20 protein-coding genes, 1 other RNA gene and 2 pseudogenes are annotated in these 18,445 nt (G+C 46.3%); 14 read left to right on the top strand and 9 right to left on the bottom strand.

The genetic code is table 11. From position 1 onward, the window contains the following. Positions 1 to 71: 71 nt before the first annotated feature. From smpB to ACINLD_RS15125, 3 genes and pseudogenes are all read left to right on the top strand, one after another. Positions 72 to 545 (top strand): SsrA-binding protein, encoded by a 474-nt coding sequence (smpB, locus tag ACINLD_RS15135; RefSeq protein WP_026588798.1) that lies wholly within the window; start codon positions 72 to 74, stop codon positions 543 to 545. A gap of 111 nt (positions 546 to 656) precedes the next feature. After that, positions 657 to 1,016, top strand: a transfer-messenger RNA (tmRNA) gene (gene ssrA, locus ACINLD_RS15130). A gap of 408 nt (positions 1,017 to 1,424) precedes the next feature. Then, a pseudogene (locus ACINLD_RS15125) lies at positions 1,425 to 1,568 on the top strand (peptidoglycan-binding domain-containing protein); the annotation flags it as partial. Positions 1,569 to 1,619: 51 nt separating this feature from the next. Here ACINLD_RS15125 and ACINLD_RS15120 read toward each other — a convergent pair. Continuing rightward, positions 1,620 to 1,853: pseudogene (locus ACINLD_RS15120) on the bottom strand (hypothetical protein); the annotation flags it as partial. A 329-nt stretch (positions 1,854 to 2,182) separates the two neighbouring features. Here ACINLD_RS15120 and ACINLD_RS15115 point away from each other — a divergent pair. The 3 genes from ACINLD_RS15115 (at position 2,183) to ACINLD_RS15105 (ending at position 5,382) form a co-directional block, all read left to right on the top strand. Next, on the top strand, positions 2,183 to 2,317 hold the full coding sequence (locus ACINLD_RS15115) for a hypothetical protein (protein WP_256860191.1): 135 nt from the start codon (positions 2,183 to 2,185) through the stop codon (positions 2,315 to 2,317). 121 nt (positions 2,318 to 2,438) lie between these two features. Next, a complete protein-coding gene (locus ACINLD_RS15110; RefSeq protein ID WP_409444296.1) occupies positions 2,439 to 3,977 on the top strand; it encodes a glycoside hydrolase family 43 protein in 1,539 nt (512 codons plus the stop codon). Between the two features lie 181 nt (positions 3,978 to 4,158). Beyond that, positions 4,159 to 5,382 (top strand): glucuronoxylanase, encoded by a 1,224-nt coding sequence (locus tag ACINLD_RS15105; protein WP_051290454.1) that lies wholly within the window; start codon positions 4,159 to 4,161, stop codon positions 5,380 to 5,382. A 181-nt stretch (positions 5,383 to 5,563) separates the two neighbouring features. Here ACINLD_RS15105 and ACINLD_RS15100 read toward each other — a convergent pair whose 3' ends face one another. The 6 genes from ACINLD_RS15100 to ACINLD_RS15075 all read right to left on the bottom strand — a co-directional run bounded on the left by ACINLD_RS15100 (position 5,564) and on the right by ACINLD_RS15075 (position 9,824). Next, on the bottom strand, positions 5,564 to 7,006 hold the full coding sequence (locus ACINLD_RS15100) for an alpha/beta hydrolase family protein (protein ID WP_410207055.1): 1,443 nt from the start codon (positions 7,004 to 7,006) through the stop codon (positions 5,564 to 5,566). A 107-nt stretch (positions 7,007 to 7,113) separates the two neighbouring features. Further along, positions 7,114 to 7,284 (bottom strand): hypothetical protein, encoded by a 171-nt coding sequence (locus tag ACINLD_RS15095; RefSeq protein WP_163170545.1) that lies wholly within the window; start codon positions 7,282 to 7,284, stop codon positions 7,114 to 7,116. A gap of 64 nt (positions 7,285 to 7,348) precedes the next feature. Continuing rightward, the gene (locus ACINLD_RS15090) at positions 7,349 to 7,834 is read right to left on the bottom strand and encodes a DUF6022 family protein (RefSeq protein ID WP_026588794.1); all 486 of its coding nucleotides are present in this window, start codon (positions 7,832 to 7,834) and stop codon (positions 7,349 to 7,351) included. A gap of 123 nt (positions 7,835 to 7,957) precedes the next feature. After that, on the bottom strand, positions 7,958 to 8,356 hold the full coding sequence (locus ACINLD_RS15085; RefSeq protein ID WP_026588793.1) for a YrvL family regulatory protein: 399 nt from the start codon (positions 8,354 to 8,356) through the stop codon (positions 7,958 to 7,960). Positions 8,357 to 8,427: 71 nt separating this feature from the next. Then, on the bottom strand, positions 8,428 to 9,582 hold the full coding sequence (locus tag ACINLD_RS15080) for an oxalate decarboxylase family bicupin (RefSeq protein ID WP_026588792.1): 1,155 nt from the start codon (positions 9,580 to 9,582) through the stop codon (positions 8,428 to 8,430). Positions 9,583 to 9,674: 92 nt separating this feature from the next. Further along, positions 9,675 to 9,824 (bottom strand): YvrJ family protein, encoded by a 150-nt coding sequence (locus tag ACINLD_RS15075; protein ID WP_077735585.1) that lies wholly within the window; start codon positions 9,822 to 9,824, stop codon positions 9,675 to 9,677. A gap of 156 nt (positions 9,825 to 9,980) precedes the next feature. On the opposite strand from ACINLD_RS15075, the gene ACINLD_RS15070 reads away from it, so the two are divergent. From ACINLD_RS15070 to ACINLD_RS15060, 3 genes are all read left to right on the top strand, one after another. After that, positions 9,981 to 10,562: a sigma-70 family RNA polymerase sigma factor gene (locus tag ACINLD_RS15070; RefSeq protein WP_026588791.1), complete on the top strand. Its 582-nt coding sequence runs from the start codon at positions 9,981 to 9,983 to the stop codon at positions 10,560 to 10,562. After that, complete coding sequence (gene rsoA / locus ACINLD_RS15065; protein ID WP_026588790.1) at positions 10,546 to 10,755, top strand: sigma-O factor regulator RsoA; 210 nt, start codon at positions 10,546 to 10,548, stop codon at positions 10,753 to 10,755. The genes ACINLD_RS15070 and rsoA overlap by 17 nt, the downstream gene beginning before the upstream one ends. A gap of 197 nt (positions 10,756 to 10,952) precedes the next feature. Next, entirely contained in the window at positions 10,953 to 11,921 is a 969-nt protein-coding gene (locus tag ACINLD_RS15060) for a rhodanese-related sulfurtransferase (protein ID WP_026588789.1), read from the top strand. Between the two features lie 27 nt (positions 11,922 to 11,948). Here ACINLD_RS15060 and ACINLD_RS15055 read toward each other — a convergent pair whose 3' ends face one another. Further along, positions 11,949 to 12,824, bottom strand: coding sequence for a vanadium-dependent haloperoxidase (locus ACINLD_RS15055; RefSeq protein ID WP_051290453.1), 876 nt, complete (start codon positions 12,822 to 12,824; stop codon positions 11,949 to 11,951). A gap of 170 nt (positions 12,825 to 12,994) precedes the next feature. On the opposite strand from ACINLD_RS15055, the gene ACINLD_RS15050 reads away from it, so the two are divergent. Beyond that, positions 12,995 to 13,630 carry an FMN-dependent NADH-azoreductase gene (locus tag ACINLD_RS15050; RefSeq protein WP_277691668.1) on the top strand — a complete coding sequence of 212 codons (636 nt, stop codon included), beginning with the start codon at positions 12,995 to 12,997 and terminating at the stop codon, positions 13,628 to 13,630. 31 nt (positions 13,631 to 13,661) lie between these two features. Here ACINLD_RS15050 and ACINLD_RS15045 read toward each other — a convergent pair whose 3' ends face one another. Next, complete coding sequence (locus tag ACINLD_RS15045) at positions 13,662 to 14,714, bottom strand: oxidoreductase (protein WP_277691667.1); 1,053 nt, start codon at positions 14,712 to 14,714, stop codon at positions 13,662 to 13,664. A gap of 187 nt (positions 14,715 to 14,901) precedes the next feature. Between ACINLD_RS15045 and ACINLD_RS15040 the strand changes: the two genes are divergently transcribed. From ACINLD_RS15040 to ACINLD_RS15025, 4 genes are all read left to right on the top strand, one after another. Beyond that, complete coding sequence (locus ACINLD_RS15040; RefSeq protein WP_026588786.1) at positions 14,902 to 16,089, top strand: macrolide family glycosyltransferase; 1,188 nt, start codon at positions 14,902 to 14,904, stop codon at positions 16,087 to 16,089. A 117-nt stretch (positions 16,090 to 16,206) separates the two neighbouring features. Next, the gene (locus ACINLD_RS15035; RefSeq protein WP_409444288.1) at positions 16,207 to 17,385 is read left to right on the top strand and encodes an amidase; all 1,179 of its coding nucleotides are present in this window, start codon (positions 16,207 to 16,209) and stop codon (positions 17,383 to 17,385) included. A 117-nt stretch (positions 17,386 to 17,502) separates the two neighbouring features. Next, positions 17,503 to 17,985, top strand: a complete 483-nt coding sequence (locus tag ACINLD_RS15030; RefSeq protein ID WP_409444286.1) for a MarR family transcriptional regulator — start codon at positions 17,503 to 17,505, stop codon at positions 17,983 to 17,985. A 19-nt stretch (positions 17,986 to 18,004) separates the two neighbouring features. Beyond that, positions 18,005 to 18,445, top strand: a complete 441-nt coding sequence (locus ACINLD_RS15025) for a hypothetical protein (RefSeq protein ID WP_026588783.1) — start codon at positions 18,005 to 18,007, stop codon at positions 18,443 to 18,445.

The raw sequence follows: 18,445 nt of genomic DNA, 5'->3' as shown, positions 1-18,445 counted from the left end.
CATTTGGTAGAATAAAACGTATTCGCCGCCTTTTCGAAAATGAAAGACTTCAGGCGGGAGGAGGTTGCCGTATGCCAAAGGGAGAAGGGAAGGTTGTTTCCCAAAATAAAAAAGCAAACCACGATTATTTTATAGAAGAAACATATGAAACAGGCATTGTGCTTCAAGGGACCGAAATCAAATCGATCCGCGCCGGCCGCGTCAATTTAAAGGACGCGTTCGCCAAAATTGAGAGGGGAGAAGTGTTCCTTCACAATATGCATATCAGCCCGTACGAGCAGGGAAACCGCTACAACCATGATCCTTTGCGGACGAGGAAGCTTTTGATGCACAGAAAGCAGATCAACAAGCTGATCGGTCTCACAAAAGAACAGGGCTATTCGCTTGTACCGCTTAAGCTTTATTTAAAAAACGGCTTTGCCAAAGTGCTGCTCGGCCTTGGAAAAGGGAAGAAGAAATTTGACAAGCGCGAGGACTTGAAGCGCAAAGACGCCAAACGAGAAATTGAACGGGCGTTCCGCGACCGTCAAAAAGGCTTGATCTAAGCCTCTGGCCATGTTATTCTATATAAACGCGGTCACAAAGATTACCATTTGAATTGATGTGTAATCTTGATATAATAGGAATACAGCCAGTTTTTCCGACATCCTTCACAAGGGGACGTTACGGATTCGACAGGGATGGATCGAGCTTGAGTTGCGAGCCGAGAGGCGATCTCGTAAACACGCACCTAAATATAACTGGCAAATCTAATAACCAGAACTTAGCACTAGCTGCCTAATATAGCGCAGCGAGCTCTTGCCCGCATCGCCTATGTGCCGGTTAAGAGCCCATAACGAAGTAGGCTACGCTTGCGCTTCCGTCTGAGAGCGCAGGAAGAGACCCATCAGACTAGCTCTCTGAGGGCCCGCCCGCAGGCACGAAGATGAGCGAATCCAAATATGCAGGGCTACGCTCGTAGACGCTGAAGCAATCGACGTTTCTGGACGTGGGTTCGACTCCCACCGTCTCCACCATACATATGATGGTGGTTTTTTTGTTTTTTGGGGATTTTTTATGTTTGTGTAAGAGCGGTGAACGGCTTCATGAACATATGAATGATACTGCTGGAGGACGCCGGGCTCATGCCATGAGAAAATTCAAGGACGTTTTCCATATTGTAAGAGATTTTCAACATTCCCTGCACAGACATTACACCAAGATATATCAGGAACATTCATAAAGAGACAATTGACAGACAATGGACGGCAGCTTTGCCGATCAGCGTTGAAATGTATGTCGAAAAGACGGCGAGATTCACAGTGAAACGGTTTAAAATGCCGCTGAATTGATCGCTGAATCATCAAACAGAAAAAATCACCATACATGTCCGGCAATAAACCCGTCCTACAGATTTAGGAGGCGCTGGCTGCCCTTTATTACTAGGCGCCAAAAATAACGGTATTGATGGCTTTTACGGGCCGAAGACGGCTAAGACGGTCAAACGGTTCTAGCTGATGCACGGGCTGTCTCCTGACGGCATTTACGTTCCAAAGACAAAGGCAAAACTTGAATCACTATTGAAATAATACAAAAAGGCCCTCTTTCACGAGGGCTCAGCTTTTTAAAATTTAACTCGTCTATAGGTATTCATTAATGTCCAATTCCCATACTGTCTGACCATCTACTAAAATTATATTTGGCGGATCATCATAAAGAGAGATCTCAACCAAGGAGCTTTCCCCTTGACTTAACCAATCATATACACTGCCTTCGTTATTAGTAGGGTGGGATATAATGTTATTCACTCTAAAGGCAACTGCATAATATTCTGTGTAATTGATATCATCATCCTCTAATCCAGTATCTGTTTCGCTCCGCTCATTCAATCAAACCGTTGACGCTTTGGCGATGTTCTTATACTCCTTTTTCTTTCCGCGATTATGAACCACTTCTACTCAACATACGGATGTTTACAAAACAAACCTTTGTCCTGTTTTCTTTTAAATAAAATGAAATTAGTTCATAAGAATTAATTTTTAGATTTGTGAAAAAGAAATGATAAAAGACACTTAATAAGCTAAAAAAATTATGGTAAGTTTTTGAAGGTGTTAAATGTAAAAGTTTGTATGACTAACACTTATGACAGAACGGTGGTCAAAAACTTTAAGTCGGTTATTAAATATGAACTGCAGGAGGGGATGTGAGAAAGAAGAGCAAAGCGCCGGCAGATAAATCACCGGTCAGGTTACTGCGGTTGATTGAAGACGGCCAAGATTCAGAACGCGTTCTTCCGGAAGAGACTTATGCTCGGCTTCGCGAAGGAATGGAGCTCTGAAAGAAGCCGCTTCAAGATCAGAAATCGCCCCAAATCCGGATCACACTTTCCAAAGACAGGGGCTGCCGCCGGAAAAATCAGCAACTCACCTGATTTTATAGATAAAAGGAGGATGTTGGTTATGAAAATGAAGTGCAGTGCATGTTTATTGGTTCTGGCGCTATTCATAAGCTGTATACCTGGGAAGTCTGCACTTGCTGCCAGCACTACCATTGCAAAGCATGTAGGAAATTCAAATCCGCTAATAGACCATCATTTAGGAGCGGATCCCTTTGTGCTGACCTATAACGGAAGAGTCTACATCTATATGTCCAGTGATGATTATGAATATAACAGCGACGGAACGATTAAGGATAATTCATTCGCCAATTTGAACAAAGTGTTCGTCATATCTTCAGCGGATATGGTGAATTGGACAGACCACGGAGCCATTCCGGTAGCGGGTGCCAATGGCATCAATGGAGGCCGGGGGATTGCGAAATGGGCAGGCGCGTCCTGGGCCCCGTCAGTCGCAGTTAAAAAGATAAATGGTAAGGATAAATTCTTCCTTTACTTTGCAAACGGCGGCGGAGGCATCGGGGTTCTCACCGCAGACAGCCCGACCGGGCCGTGGACAGATCCGATCGGAAAAGCGTTGGTTACAACGAGTACACCAGGAATGAACGGCGTTGTTTGGCTTTTTGATCCGGCAGTGTTCGTAGATGACGATAGCCAAGGTTATCTGTATGCCGGCGGAGGCATCCCTGGCGGTTCAAATCCAACACAGGATCAATGGGCAAATCCTAAAACAGCACGAGTCATCAAATTGGGGGCCGATATGACCAGCGTTGTTGGAAGCGCGTCTGTGATTGATGCGCCTTTCATGTTTGAAGACTCGGGAATGCATAAGTATAACGGGAAATATTACTATTCCTATTGCATCAATTTCAGCGGTGCGCACCCGGCCGATATACTTCCGGGTGAAATCGGTTACATGACCAGCTCAAGCCCAATGGGTCCTTTTACGTATCAAGGGCATTTTCTGAAAAATCCGGGTGCATACTTTGGAGCCGGGGGTAACAACCATCATGCAGTTTTCAATTTTAAAAATGAGTGGTATGTGGTGTACCATGCTCAAACTGTCAGTTTCGCTTTGTTCGGAGCCGGCAAAGGATACCGTTCTCCCCATATTAATAAGCTGGTGCATAATCTGGATGGGTCCATTCAAGAGGTTGCAGCAAATTATAAAGGTGTAGGACAGCTTGCCAATCTGAATCCATATAACCGGATAGAAGCTGAAACGTTTGCCTGGAATGGACGCATTTTGGCAGAGAAATCTTCAGCATCTGGTGGGCCGGTAAATAATCAAAACATCACAAGCATTCATAACGGAGACTGGATCGCTGTAGGAAATGCCGACTTCGGCGCGCGCGGAGCCAGGACGTTTAAAGCAAATGTGGCATCCGCTGTAGGCGGGGAAATTGAAGTGCGTCTTGACAGTGTGACCGGAAAGCTTGTGGGAACGCTGAATGTACCTTCAACAGGAGGAACGCAAACCTGGAGAGAAGTCGAAACTGCTGTAAGCGGCGCGACCGGTGTTCACAACGTCTACTTTGTATTTACCGGAAACAGTTCAGGCAACTTGTTTAATTTTGATTACTGGCAGTTTACACAAAATTAGCACCGGTGCCGGCAAAAAGGCGGTTTCAGAGGTGAGAAAAACTTTCGGCTGCAGTGAAAGAGTCATATACCGCAACCGAAAACGAAGTTTCAAAAGACATCGTTTTATGGAGAATATGTTGTTTATGAGAGGATGAAAGCGTGTGAAAAAATGTATTTGTGTATTGTTGGCATATGTAACGATGCTGTCGCTCATGTTAACCGGGCCGGCCGCTGCTGAAGTTTTAGCAGCCAGTGACGCGAAAGTTAATTTATCAGCAGAAAAACAAGTGATTCGCGGTTTTGGAGGAATGAACCACCCGGCTTGGATTGGGGATCTGACAGCAGCTCAAAGAGAAACCGCTTTTGGTAATGGAGGGAATCAGTTAGGATTTTCAATCTTAAGAATTCATGTGGATGAAAACAGAAATAATTGGCACAGAGAAGTGGAGACGGCAAAGAGTGCGATTCAACATGGAGCAATCGTTTTTGCTTCCCCCTGGAATCCTCCAAGCGATATGGTTGAGACCTTCAATCGTAATGGTGACACATCCGCTAAACGGCTGAGATACGATAAGTATGCCGCATACGCGCAGCATCTTAACGATTTCGTTACCTATATGAAGAATCATGGTGTGAATCTGTATGCGATTTCCGTACAAAACGAGCCCGATTACGCACATGATTGGACGTGGTGGACGCCGCAAGAAATGCTCCGCTTTATGAGAGAAAATGCCGGCTCGATTAATACCCGTGTCATCGCGCCTGAGTCATTTCAATACTTGAAAAATATGTCGGACCCGATTTTGAACGATCCGCAGGCGCTTGCCAATATGGATATTCTTGGCGCACATCTTTATGGTACACAGCTTAGCAATTTCGCTTATCCTCTGTTCAAACAAAAAGGCGCGGGAAAAGATCTTTGGATGACGGAAGTATACTATCCGAACAGTGACAACAACTCTGCGGATCGCTGGCCAGAGGCATTGGATGTCTCCTACCATATTCACAATGCGATGGTAGAGGGGGATTTTCAAGCCTATGTTTGGTGGTACATCCGCAGATCATACGGTCCTATGAAAGAGGACGGCACGATCAGCAAACGCGGTTACAATATGGCTCATTTCTCAAAATTTGTTCGCCCCGGCTATGTAAGGGTTGATGCAACGAAGAACCCTGATACAAACGTTTACGTATCTGCCTATAAAGGTAACAACAAAGTCGTTATTGTTGCCATTAACAAAAACAACTCAGGGGTCAATCAAAACTTTGTTCTGCAGAATGGCGCTGTTTCACAGGTTTCCAGATGGATAACGAGCAGCAGCACCAATCTTCAGCCTGGAACGAATCTCAATGTAACAGGCAATCATTTTTGGGCTCATCTTCCAGCTCAAAGCGTGACAACATTTGTAGCTGACCTCCGCTAACTTTCACGACACTACGTATGAAGCGGAGCCGAAACCTGTTATTCGGGCTAAACAGGTTCTGGTTATACGACTGAATCTGATGCAGCCATTGCGTTGAAGATAGGAGCAGGCAATCAGGGCATTGATGTTAATGAGAGAAGGTGCCGCTTTCACTGGCGGCGCCTATCCCGTAAATTTAGGTTTATTTTTTCGGAAACTTCACCTCCGGATATGACGGATTCGGCTTCTTGAGCAAATCCCCGCCGACTCCTTTTAAATGCTTATTAAAAAAATCCAAAACATACTGATTGACGATGTCTGCGCCTCGTCCGCCATCGATTTCTCCCGTCATGCCGATCCATTTCAAAACCTTTGAAAATAGCTGAAAGTCGGTGAAATTGTAATGCTCCGTTCCTTTTATATATACCATTGATGCGTTGTCGATGATGCTGTATTCCTTTTTTCTTTCCTCAATCATGTTGTGAAACGCTTCTTTCGTTAACCCCGAATTTTTGATTTCTTCCTCGGATATATTGCCGCTCAGAGCCTTGTTCCTTATCGTGATAAAACTGCTTGATTCCATAAACAAAAACGGTTTTGAAACGGCTTGTTTATCGCCTATATTGTAAAGCGACCCGTCCATATTGATTCCGGCTTTAATGTTTTGATTCGAATAAGCGGTGTTAAAAGCGGTGGCTCCGCCAAATGAATGTCCCATCATGCCGATGTTGTCGAGATCGATTTTTCCTTTGAAGCTTCTGCCGTTCAAGTTCTTTAACTGATCGATGACAAATTCGGCGTCCTGCGTCCAAATGTTTCCGAGCTTTGCGCTGTTCTCGGAAACACCGTTCATGTATTGTTCCGTTGTTAAGCCTGTGACCCGTCCGTCGGGAAAAGCGGTCGCCATCGTGCTGTATGTATGATCAATCGCGACTGCGATAAATCCGTGGCTGGCCAGATTCTCGGCTTGTGAAGCGTGCAGCAGCCGGCTTGTTCCGAATCCGTGGCTGATCACGACAACCGGATAACGATTTTCCGATGAGGAGATTTCAGCATTATCATATGAGTTGGTTCGAATGTAGCGCCAATAGTCCAAAGCAAATGCAGGCACGTGTAATTGCTCAGCGAAATTTCCGATATACTGATCGAAAAAACGATCTTCAGGGAAGAGGGGCTGTAGCTTTTCGCCATTCTGCTGTTGTGCCGGATACCAGACCTGAATCATCAGCTCTCTTTTGTCATCGGGATCTTTCGTCAGCACTTCATCTCTGTTCTGATCGACCAAATGAAATGTTTTCGTCCCAACCGCATATGCGCCGTCAGGCTTCGGCAGGTGAAACACAGGGAGATAAACAGCCAGAAAGACAGAGAGGAGCAGCAGGGCGAACATGAGAAAAGACAAACCGTATCTTAACGGCTTCCACATGCTCATGCGCAGCTTTTTACCAAAAAACACAGTGAGCGAGAGGAAAAGGGCAATCAAATAAACAAACACCATTTGCCATCTATAGCCTTCGAAAACGAGCTGTCCGGCTAAGAGACCGATGCTGGCCACGGCGAGTGGAAACGCCCATTTTTTCGGCATCTTTTGCTGAAAGAACAGCAGAAAAGCGGAGAGAGTTAATAATATTTCCAATATTCTCATTATGCTTCTCCTTAAATTGATTATTTTGTCTTATATATAACGGATTTCCCATTCTTTTGGTTGCAGTGATATTTTTGTACACAAAAAAACGCCGGATGACCCGGCGGCTACAGCTTATATTTGACGAGCTTTCTAAAAATGAAAACCAAAGCACATACAGCAGCGAACGACAAAAGGAATTTGAGGAAGAAAACAGAAGCAAGCCATTCTTTGTTTAAGATTGCGAGTATTACTTGACCCGCAAACACGGCGGCAAATATTGATAAAATGATTCTCAAACCTTTCCCCTCCTGAAAATATGCTCCATTTTCCTCAATATAACATATTTTTTCATTTTGGACATTAGGTCTGTTTGATCTGTTTGATGGCTGCGACAATCGGTTCTCTGGCCGTTTCTTCTAATGTGTCAATCTTCGGGGCGAGAGGTACATCAAATCCGGCATGGGAGTGATAGAAATCAAACAGCAGCGTGCCGACCGGATGTTGTTGCTGATCACCGATGACCGTCCAAAACACTCTGGAGCGGCAGTTTTCAGCTCCCCATTTTTCCATGGATTGTCTGAAATTCAGTCCTTTCCCAATGAAAAAATCGCCTTTTTTCGCGGTTTGAATCATTGTAAAGCCGGACTGTTCGAGACTTGCAAATACAGGCGGAAGCAGTTTATCCAAGTAAAGTCCGTAAGTCGCATCCTCCAATTCGGGAAACGCTTTTAAGAATTCGTCCCGATGATCTTCAAGCGTTTGTTTCCAATGGGCATCCACATAGCTTTGCACTTGTTCGCCGATTTCTTTCATCGACATGTCCTGTCTGAAACGAATTGTTTCCATCAACGAAAACCTCCTTTTCATCACTGTATATTCAGTTTATAACATTCATGCAAATGATAAAGTTTGTCAGAATATTGATTCCTGCGATGAAGAAAACTTTATCATGCGGTTTAGAATGGATCGTCAATATGAGAGCGAACCGGACCTCTGCCGCGGATAAAGGATTTTATCGATTGTAAAAAAGGAAACGGCAATCATGATTTCCGCCGAAGTCGTCAGCAGAACGTCGTCCAGCAATTCGTCCGCTGTATAAATGGCGGCCCATAAACAGCCGATTGTGATCATTTCGGCGGCAAAAAACGTGATCCTTCGATTGAAGCGCAATAATTGAATGCTCTGGATGAGCAGCTTTTCGGCCGGTTCCATGACGAAGGTCAGCACGATATAAAAAAGGGTAAACATTAGCAGGGACCCGACCGTTTGGTAAAATGCGCCCGACAGATGAAACAGAATCGAGATCCCGAGAAAGTGGGCGAAATAAACGAATATAACCGATAAGCAGCAAATAACGAAATGTTTCATGACACAGCTCCTTTACGATATGTACACACAGCCGTAGGCTTGCAGGATATGTCTCCTGCAAGCCTGGCTGGTTATTTCTTAGCAAATTTCACGACCGGATGCTTTTCTTTAGAGAGCATTTTTGTAAACTCGCTGCCAACGTCAAGATGCTGGCGGACAAGCTCTTCTGGTACGAGGGCAAGCCACTGGTTTAAAGAAATGTCAGCATAATGGTCGTCTTTAAAGATTTCCAGGAAGCGAAGCGGTTCGTCTCCTGTATTTTGGATATAGTGCCCCATCGCAAACGGCACATAGCCGACATCACCGGCCTGATAATTAAATGTTCTGGCATGTCCGTCAGCCGCGAAAACCGTCATTTTCGCTTTGCCGGAAATATAGTACTGCCACTCGTCTGTATTCGGATGCCAGTGCAGCTCCCGGACGCCTCCGGGTTCGACTTCCACCAACGCCGAGGCGATCGTTTTCGACGCTTTAAAATTGGTGGAATCGGCAATCCGTACTTTGCCGCCGCTTGAGACGATCGGTTCCTGTTCAAGCAATTTGTAGCTGAAAGATTCCGGAACCGTTCCGTTCGGGCTTTCAACCTTGTCTTTCTCAAGCGAGCCCGGAACCGCTTTTTGGAAAATATATTTTTCCTCAGGCGGAAGTGATGCGACGACGTCTTTAGAGATGCCGAAGTTTGCGGCAATGACATCATCTGGTGTATGGGCGAGCCAATCTGTCACCTGGAAGGTGCTGTTTTCAGAGAAGGAGCCGTCATCGAAGACGAGCAGGAATTCACAGCCGTCTTCAAGGCCTTGAAGCGAATGCGGAATCCCGGACGGAAAATACCATAAATCGCCCGCCTTCACATCATCAATAAAGTTTCTGCCGTCCTGGTCGACAGCTGTAATTCTTGCTGATCCATAAATTACATAAGCCCATTCGGCTTCCTTATGCCAGTGCAGTTCTCTGATGGCACCCGGTTTCAGCCTCATGTTGACAGACGCGATATTATCGGAGATCGGCAGCTCGCGGACGGTGACTTCCCGTGCGTATCCGCCCTTTTCGAGACGGTTATGGACATCGGAAAATGAAAATTTCATGTTTGGTACTGTTCCGTGGTCGGTTTCAGGCGGCACGAGCATGTCCGGATTTTGCCGGTCGCGCTCAACGTTGTGCGGAATTTTCGTTTCCGCTCCTTCTTCTCCTCTGATCGGCTGCGGAATTTGTTTGTTTTTTTCCATGTGATATCCCCTCTTTCTAAAATGTAAAGGAGAGCTGAAAGGCCTTTCGTTTTCCCCTTCTGTCATGTTAAGTGAAAAAAGTGAGGCCGATGTCAATCCTCGGTGTCATTTTTTTCTTTGATCAATTCGATCAGTTCATCGATCTTCTTTTCAAAACGCGTGAGCAGGTAAATTGCCAATACAGCGGGAAAGCCGACATTGCCGATTTGCTTCGCTGCTTCCTCAATGAATGTGCTGTCCATATATACCACCTCCTATCTTATGAAGTGACGAAAGTTTAAAAAATGTAAGCAAAGAACTATTTTCTCTAGATGGGAACTTATGTTTGCATGTTAATAGAGGAGATGAGTTTACTTTTTTTTCATTTCTTTCATCTAAATAAATAGGAGGCGGTTTTTATGATTGATCAAACGTTACTGCGTTCGAAAATCAAGGAGATCACAAGGCATCCGCTTGTGAAGCATTTTTTGAGCAACCCCCGGTATGAACGGCTTTTCAACCACGTATTGGACCATCCGGATTCAAAAGAGGCAGAATGTCTCGATCGTGAATTTAAACGGTTTTACAAAAACATCCGCATGATCAAATACATCAACTCGATGATCCGGATTTTCTCCGTTGACTTTGATAAAAGAGTCCGGAAAAACCGAGAACGCTTTCCGCTGATGATCGACGACAGTCCAACCTTGCCTGAGCCGCCCCACGGGGACCTGTTAGATGACGTTTTGGAACACGAAGAGGATTTAAGCGAGCATCTGCAGGACCGGTTGCTTTACGAGGCGTTTTTACAATTGACGGACAAGCAGAAACAAGTGCTGGCGCAAGTTTATCTTCACGGGAAATCCATGCAGGAAATTGCTGACTCCTTGGGAGAATCGAGGCAAAATATTTCGAGAATTCATAAGAGGGCGATCGAAAAAATAAGAATGCTGCTGAATTCTAAGGCAGAGGGGAATGATAACAGTGAGTCTGCACGATGAAAAAGATATTGAAAAATTGCTGGAAAACTTCACACCGATGATCAAAAGCAAGTTAAACAACACATCCTATCAAGAGAGGGAAGATCTTGAGCAGGAGCTGAAGATGAAGATTTGCGAAAAAGCGGAGATGCTTTTAGGTCAAGAGGTGCCTGGTTTTTGGGAGTTTATCGCGGAATTGCTGAAAGTCCTTTAATCTGAGCTGTTTTGCTTGCGTTAAGCGGTCGGAAGTGATAAAATTTTTAACATTTGATTAATGGAATGTCCAAGCTGCTTTCATTGAAATCATGGTGATGATTTGTTTTCATATGACTGAAGGTTTAACAATGTAAATGGATGAGGGTTCCATTTTTTATCTTATAAAAACATGGATCAGATAGGTGGTAAGATATCATGAAAAATCAATACCGAGTATTGTTGTACTATAAATATGTTCATATCGAAGATCCCGAACGGTTTGCACAAGAACACCTTGAGTTCTGCAAAAGCCTGGGATTAAAAGGTCGCATCCTTGTCGCAGAAGAAGGAATAAATGGCACCGTATCGGGAACGGTTGAGCAGACAGAGGAATATATGAATGCCATGAACAACGATCCGCGCTTTGCAGATATGGTCTTTAAAGTGGATGAAGCCGATCAGCACGCTTTCAAAAAAATGCATGTCCGCCATCGCGATGAGCTTGTGACACTGCGCCTTGAAGATGATATTGACCCGAATGAATTAACGGGGAAATACCTCGAGCCAAAGGAATTTTATGAAGCGATGCAGAATGAAGACACGGTCGTCGTCGACGCCCGAAATGACTATGAATATGACTTAGGCCATTTTCGCGGGGCGATCAGACCCGACATTAAAGCATTCCGCGATTTGCCTGAATGGATCCGTGATAACAAAGAAAAGCTCGAAGGCAAGAAAATTTTGACCTACTGCACGGGCGGAGTCCGCTGTGAGAAATTTTCCGGCTGGCTGAAAAAAGAAGGCTTTGAAGATGTTTCCCAATTGCACGGGGGGATCGTAACTTATGGCAAAGATCCCGAGGTTCAAGGAGAGCTGTGGGACGGCAAATGCTATGTCTTCGATGAAAGGATCAGCGTTCCGGTCAATCAAAAGGAACACGTCGTGGTCGGACGGGACTACTTTACCGGAGAACCTTGCGAGCGCTATGTCAACTGTGCCAATCCGGAATGCAACAAGCAGATTATCTGCTCAGAAGAAAATGAGCACCGCTATTTGCGCGGCTGCACACATGAATGCCGGGTCCATCCGCGAAATCTGTATGTAAAAGAACATGGGCTGTCTGATGAAGACGTCCGGATGAGACTTGAAAAGTTAAAAGAGGAAGAACATACAGCAAAGGGATAAAAGAGCAGATCTTTTATCCCTTCTTTTTTACCTTGCGGACGGATCCTCTCTTGGATCAAGCAGTGAACTGCATTCCCGGCCTCTTGGAAAAGGAATCACCTGTCTGTAAGGCGGCGGAGGGAGATCAGCGTCGCGGTCTTCCAATTCCGGTATATCGATTCTGACCATGTCCGAATCGCGCTGACTTTTCAGTTCATTGACGATGATCCGGCCAATTTGCCTTCCAAGTCTGAGGCCGCCTTCACCGTTTACATTGTAATGTACCCCGCCGTATACCCTTGACATCGCGTTTTCCTCGGCGAGCTCTCGCAATCTTTCCGCTTCCGTCGGGAAGTAATAGCTTAAGACGACTTCCGCACATCCGGAAATACCGGCATGGCCTGAAGGGTATGAAGGAAACTTCGGTGTGCAAATGATGGTCCGTAAGCTTTGATCAAACTGATTCGGCCGCGGAATCTCCCAAAGATATTTGAAGTACCAGACGACAACAAATGTATCATTGATGGCCGCATGGACATTCGCGAGCAACCTGGCCGCTCTCGCCGGCGTTAAGCCGTACGTATCAATGAGACGGTCGATGATCGGCGTCCATTGCTTTGTGGCCGGACCTGATCCCCAATACTCGGCGATCGTGATCTGTTCAGGGGTGAGGTTTCGCAAGATTTGCCTCACATTGTCAAGCTCTTCACCTTCAAAATCGATCGTATCGGGGTGACGGATGTCAAAAGCGATCGGACATCCGCCCGGATCGAGAAAATCGCCGGATGGACTCCGTTTTAAGAAAAAGGTCGGCCAGGAGCCTGCGGTCGAATCGACCGGCTGAGGAACACGCTTTTCTCCTGCATAGGCTAATTCAGACCATAGACGCGGCAGGTTTTTGCACTCATTTTTGCATTTTAGCATCGCAAAACTTCCTTTTTGTGTAAAATATTGGAACGTTATATTATATAAAATAAAATCGGTGATGCAATGGACAAATTCTATCAAAGGAATGCCTTTTTTTTCGGCTACCCGAATATTTGTCCTGCTGTTTTCCATACTAACAAACAACAAACGAAAGGCAGGTAGCAAAAATGGCAAAGACTCTTTATATCACAGCACATCCTCATGATGAGAGAGCATCGTACAGCATGGCCGCTGGAAAAGCATTTATTGATTCCTACAAAGAAGCGCACCCGGATGATGAAGTGACTCACCTTGATCTCTATCGGGAAAACATTCCGCAAATTGACGCGGATGTTTTCAGCGGATGGGGAAAGCTTCAGTCAGGTTCGGGTTTTGATCAGCTTTCCGATGACGAAAAGGCCAAGGTCGGCCGTCTGAACGAGCTGAGCGAACAATTTATCGCACAAGATCAATATGTCTTCGTCACACCGCTGTGGAATTTCTCTTTTCCGCCGGTGATGAAAGCTTACTTTGACGCGGTCGCTGTGGCAGGGAAAACATTTAAGTATACAGAAGAAGGTCCGATCGGACTGTTAACAGATAAAAAAGCGCTCCACATTCAAGCGAGAGGCGGTTATTATTCAGAAGGACCTGCGGCAGAACTGGAAATGGGACACCGTTATATCAGCGTCATGATGCAGTTTTTCGGCGTGCCGTCATTTGAAGGCTTGTTTATAGAAGGCCATAATGCAGAGCCGGATAAAGCCGAAGAGATCAAACAAAATGCGATCGCCCGGGCGAAGGAATTGGGACGGAGATTTTAAAAAAACCGCGGAGATATTTCCGCGGTTTTCTTTATTCGTTGAAGAAAATGGTTTTGTTCAAGTTGCTGCTTTTTTGCGCGGCTTCGATGATCCGGATGACGGCGAGGCCATCCTCGGCAGAGACCGGCGGTTTGCTGCCTTCAAGGATGCTTGAAGCAAGCTGTTTGTAAAAGGTAACATAAGAGCCTTTCAGCGTCTCAACGGTTTCTTGTTTGACTTCATCCCCGTCGATCACCGTCAGCTCTCCGAAATTCTCGGCGGCATCTTTTCCCCAATCATCGCCGGCCGGTTGTTTTCCTGCTCTCAGCGCATCTTCCTGGCCGTCAATTCCGTATTTGATAAAGCTGCCTTTTGACCCGTGCACTAAGTAGCGGGGGCCGTTTGCCGCAACGATTGAGCCGGAGTGCAAAACCGCCTGAAGCTTGCCGTAATGCAGGACGACATGAAAATAGTCGTCTGTTTCCGCATGGTCCCGTTGAGCTGTCACTTGAGCGGTGATGCTGGCCGGCATACCGAATAAATGCAGAGCCTGATCGATCAGGTGCGAGCCCAAATCATAAAGCGCACCGGAACCCGGTCCTTTCTGCTCTCTCCAGCGCTGTCTGACATTTGGCCGGAAGCGGTCCCAATAAGCATGGAAGGTGTTGACTTCTCCGAGACGGTCGTCCTTGATCAGCTGCTTGATCGTCAAAAAGTCATTGTCCCATCGTCTGTTGTGGTATACGCTGAGGACGACGCCTTTTTCTTCAGCTATTGCAATCAGTTCTTCCGCTTCCTGAGGCGAGGCCGTCATCGGCTTTTCCAGGACGACATGCTTGCCGGCGAGAAGGCATTCCTTTGCCATTTCATAATGGAGTCCGCTCGGCGTTGTCACGATGGCGAGGTCAATGTCGGGATCACCGGCGATCTCTTCGATTGAACGGACGGTTTCCGCCTCCGGAATGTCCTGCTCGACTTGTTCTCTTCTTGATGTCATCACTTTTTTGATCGCAAATTCCTCTAATACCGAAAGTAAAGGCGCGTGAAAAACAGAGCCTGACAACCCGTATCCCAACAAGCCTGTGCGAATTTTGTCCACTTTCATTCTCCTCCCTTTATGTTTGTGTGATATGTAATCAACTGTGTCTCTCATATTTATTTTACCCTGTTTCCGCGGATGAACAAACCGTTCCGCATTCCTTCTAAATGCCCTTCAACTTTCAGACTTTAGTTGGTGGACAGCAGCTGGTTTTAATCTGTAAAATTTTACATAGTGAAAGGAGTGAGAGAGCATGGCAAACATTTTAATGATCAATGTTCCGGCAGAGGGGCATGTGAATCCGACTCTCGGCATCGCCAAGGCTTTTGCAGAAAGAGGTGACAATGTTCACTATATTACAACAGAGAAATTTAAAGAAAGGCTTGAAGCCCTCGGTGTCAACGTTCACCTTCAGCCTGATTTGATGGGGATGCTGGAAGGCGAAGAATCAGTGCTGAAGCTTTTTATTCGGATCGCGCAGGATACTTTGCGTGCCGCTAAGGAATTGGCGGGAGAGATCGATTTTGATTTTGTTTATTATGATACATTCGGCGCGGGCAAGCTGGTGCGCGACTACCTGGGGATTCCGGGTGTTTCTTCGTCAGCCTCATTTTTATTCAGCGAAGAATTTATGAAATCCCACGGTCCGATCAAAGCCGCCCAGGGAAACACGGAAGTTGAAGCTCTCATCAGGGAGATCAAAGACGAGTACGGTGTAGAACCGGAAAGTCCGGCACAATTCATGAGAAATGACGGCGAGCTAAACATCGTCTATACAAGCCGCTATTTTCAGCCGGACAGCAGCCGTTACGGCGGCCAATACGTCTTTGTCGGCCCGAGCTTTCCCGAGCGAAAAGGTTCACGCCGCGGCTTCCCGTTGGAGGAGCTCCGCGGAGAGCGGGTCCTTTATATCTCAATGGGGACCGTTCTGGACAATAAAGAAGACTTTTTCAATATGTGCATTGATGCATTTTCGGACTTTCAAGGGAAGGTGGTCATCGCCGCCGGGGAAAGGACCGATCAAAGCAAGCTGAAAGAAGCGCCTGACCATTTTATGATTTCCGCTTATGTGCCTCAATTAGAGGTGCTGAAAGCTGCCGACGTCTTCATCACACACGGTGGAATGAACAGCGTGAATGAAGGGATTCATTTCGAAGTGCCGCTCGTCGTCATTCCGCACGACAAAGACCAGCCCATCGTCGCCGGCCGTGTAACCGAGCTTGGCGCCGGCTGTGCACTGAGCGAGGATGAAGTGAACGCTGAAACCTTAAAGAAGGCTGTACATGAAGCATTGGCGAATGAAGCCTATTTACAGGGCATTCGAAAGATCAAGGACAGCTTTCAAAACGCAGGCGGAGTCGAGCGGGCGCTGGAGGCTATTGACCGGTTTGTAGAAGAAAAGAAGCTCGGACGATCGGCTGACCATTCTAGCATCTCTTAAAAGCCATGGAATATTTCTTCCTGAAAATCTAAAATGGAAGATTTTATCACCATTTTGTTTCCTCAACTGTCTGCCGCAGGTTATCGTTGAAGCAGGCTTGCTGAAGGGGGATGTCAGATGGAGAAGCATTGGGATGCATTTATAGATGAGAAGCTTGAAATGGCACCAGAGAACAGCGCTGGAAGCTTAAAGAATACGATTTTTGCGGTTAAGGACGTTTTTGCCGTAAAAGGTCATGCGAATGCCGCGGGAAATTCGGATTGGCTGAGGACGCACGGTCCTTCTGAAAAAAATGCCGCAGTGATTGACCTTCTGCTTATGGAAGGGGCGAGGCTGAAAGGGGCGACACATACAGATGAACTGATGTACAGCCTGAACGGGGAAAATGCCCACTATGGAACACCGGTGAATCCAGCAGCCGAACAGAAGATTCCCGGAGGCTCATCAAGCGGTTCTGCCGTAGCGGCCGCTAGCGGTTTGGCCGATTTTGCCCTCGGTACGGATACGGGCGGCTCTGTCAGGATTCCTGCGTCATACTGCGGCATCTTCGGATTTCGACCGACTCACGGAGCGGTATCGACAGAGGGTGTGATCCCGCTTGCCAAAAGCTTTGATACAGTTGGCTGGATGGCGAAGGATATCGGCGTCTTGCATACTGTAGGCCGCGTCCTGCTGGGCGGAGGAAACAGCGTCCGGAAGGGGTTTGACAGACTTTATTTTGAAAAAGAGGCATGGGGGATGCTTGAAGATCAAGATTTGGCGCAAGTCTATGCGTACGCCAAGGATTTGATCGGCGGCGAAATGGCTTGGATCAATGCGGCGGACCATGGGCTGCCTGAGTGGCAAGAGATGTTCAGGGTGTTGCAAGGCTTGGAAATTTGGGAAGAACACGGAGAGTGGATCACACGTGAAAAGCCGGTGTTCGGCCCGGGAATAGCAGAGCGGTTTCAATGGGCCGCAACGCTAAAAAAAAGCGATCATGAACACGCGTTGACAAAAAGAGAAGCGATCAAAAGAAGGCTTTCTGATTTGCTCGGAGACACCGGCCTGCTTGTCATTCCGACGGCACCCGGCACTCCGCCGCTCCGGGGATTGCAGGAATCAGAATTAGAGGAAAGAAGGGCCCGCACCATTCAGCTGACATGTATAGCCGGACTGGCCGGGCTGCCGCAGATTACGATCCCTTTGTCCGCCAAAAATGGAGAGCCGCTCGGATTATCATTGATTGCCGGTTGGAGACAAGACTTAAAGCTTCTGTCGTGGGCGGAAAGGCTCGTGTTGTCGCTTCAACCGTGAATTGAAAGCATATGATGCCTCCGCATCATATGCTTTTTTTGTCAAGATGCTTGCGGAAAACATTGTTAACTGGTAAACTATAAAATAGTTAACCGGTTAACGATAAAGAGAAAGGAAATGAAAAGAGTGGAAAACAGCACATATGAACAGGCATTTCAAGCCGTACAGGAATTTATCCTGAAAAGGGAAAAGCGGGCTCAGCACGAACAGCAGACGCTTGCGAAGGAAGCTTTTCAAAATGATGAAGTGATGCACAAGAATTGGACGCTGACACAGCTTCACATCGTCTCGATCATCAATGAGAGCGAAACCCAGGTCAACAATGCTTTACTTGCCGCACAATTGCATGTGTCAAAGGCGGCCATTACAAAAGCCGTCAATGTTCTGATGAAGCACAACATGATCGAGTCGCACAAAAAACCAAACAACAACAAAGAATTATATTACACATTAACAGAGGAAGGAAAAAAGCTGGCTCGTGTCCATGACCGCATGCATGAAATCGCCAAACAGCGCTACAGCAGTCTGTTTGCGCAGTTCTCAGAATCTGAGCTGCAAACGGTCATCCGCTTTTTATATGAATGGGCAAAACACATCTGACAGCGAGAGAGGTATTCTGATGAATAGAGAAGAAGCAAAACAATTTTTAAGCCGAATGTATCAAGATATCGTTTCAGAAATGAATATTGAAAAGATTCCTGCGTACTTCAGCAGCGGCTATGTTCAAGTGACAGACGGCAAAAAAATGGATCTTGGCGAATTGACAGAGCACATGCTGACATTAAAGGAAGTGACCCGTTCGATATCGGTTTCACCTTTTCAGCTATTTTTATTTGATGAGGATCTACAAAGTGCAACATTGAGATATATGGTCGAGGTCGCCAAAAAGGATGGAAGCAGCGGGAAGATCGAATTAATCGCCATTTTCAAGCTGGACAATCATCAAATCATTTCCTGCCATGAACTCTCAAAGGTAATGGAAGGAGGAGGCGGTTTTGCCGGGATGGCCAGTATAAATGAAGGGAAAGCCTCCCCGTGGGAGGGGGAGGCCTTGTCATAA

It is taken from the genome of Bacillus sp. z60-11, assembly GCF_046464135.1.
GTDB lineage: Bacteria > Bacillota > Bacilli > Bacillales > Bacillaceae > Bacillus > Bacillus sonorensis_A.
The sequence above is the reverse complement of the archived record's forward strand: the minus strand, read 5'-3'. Positions and strand labels throughout refer to the sequence as shown.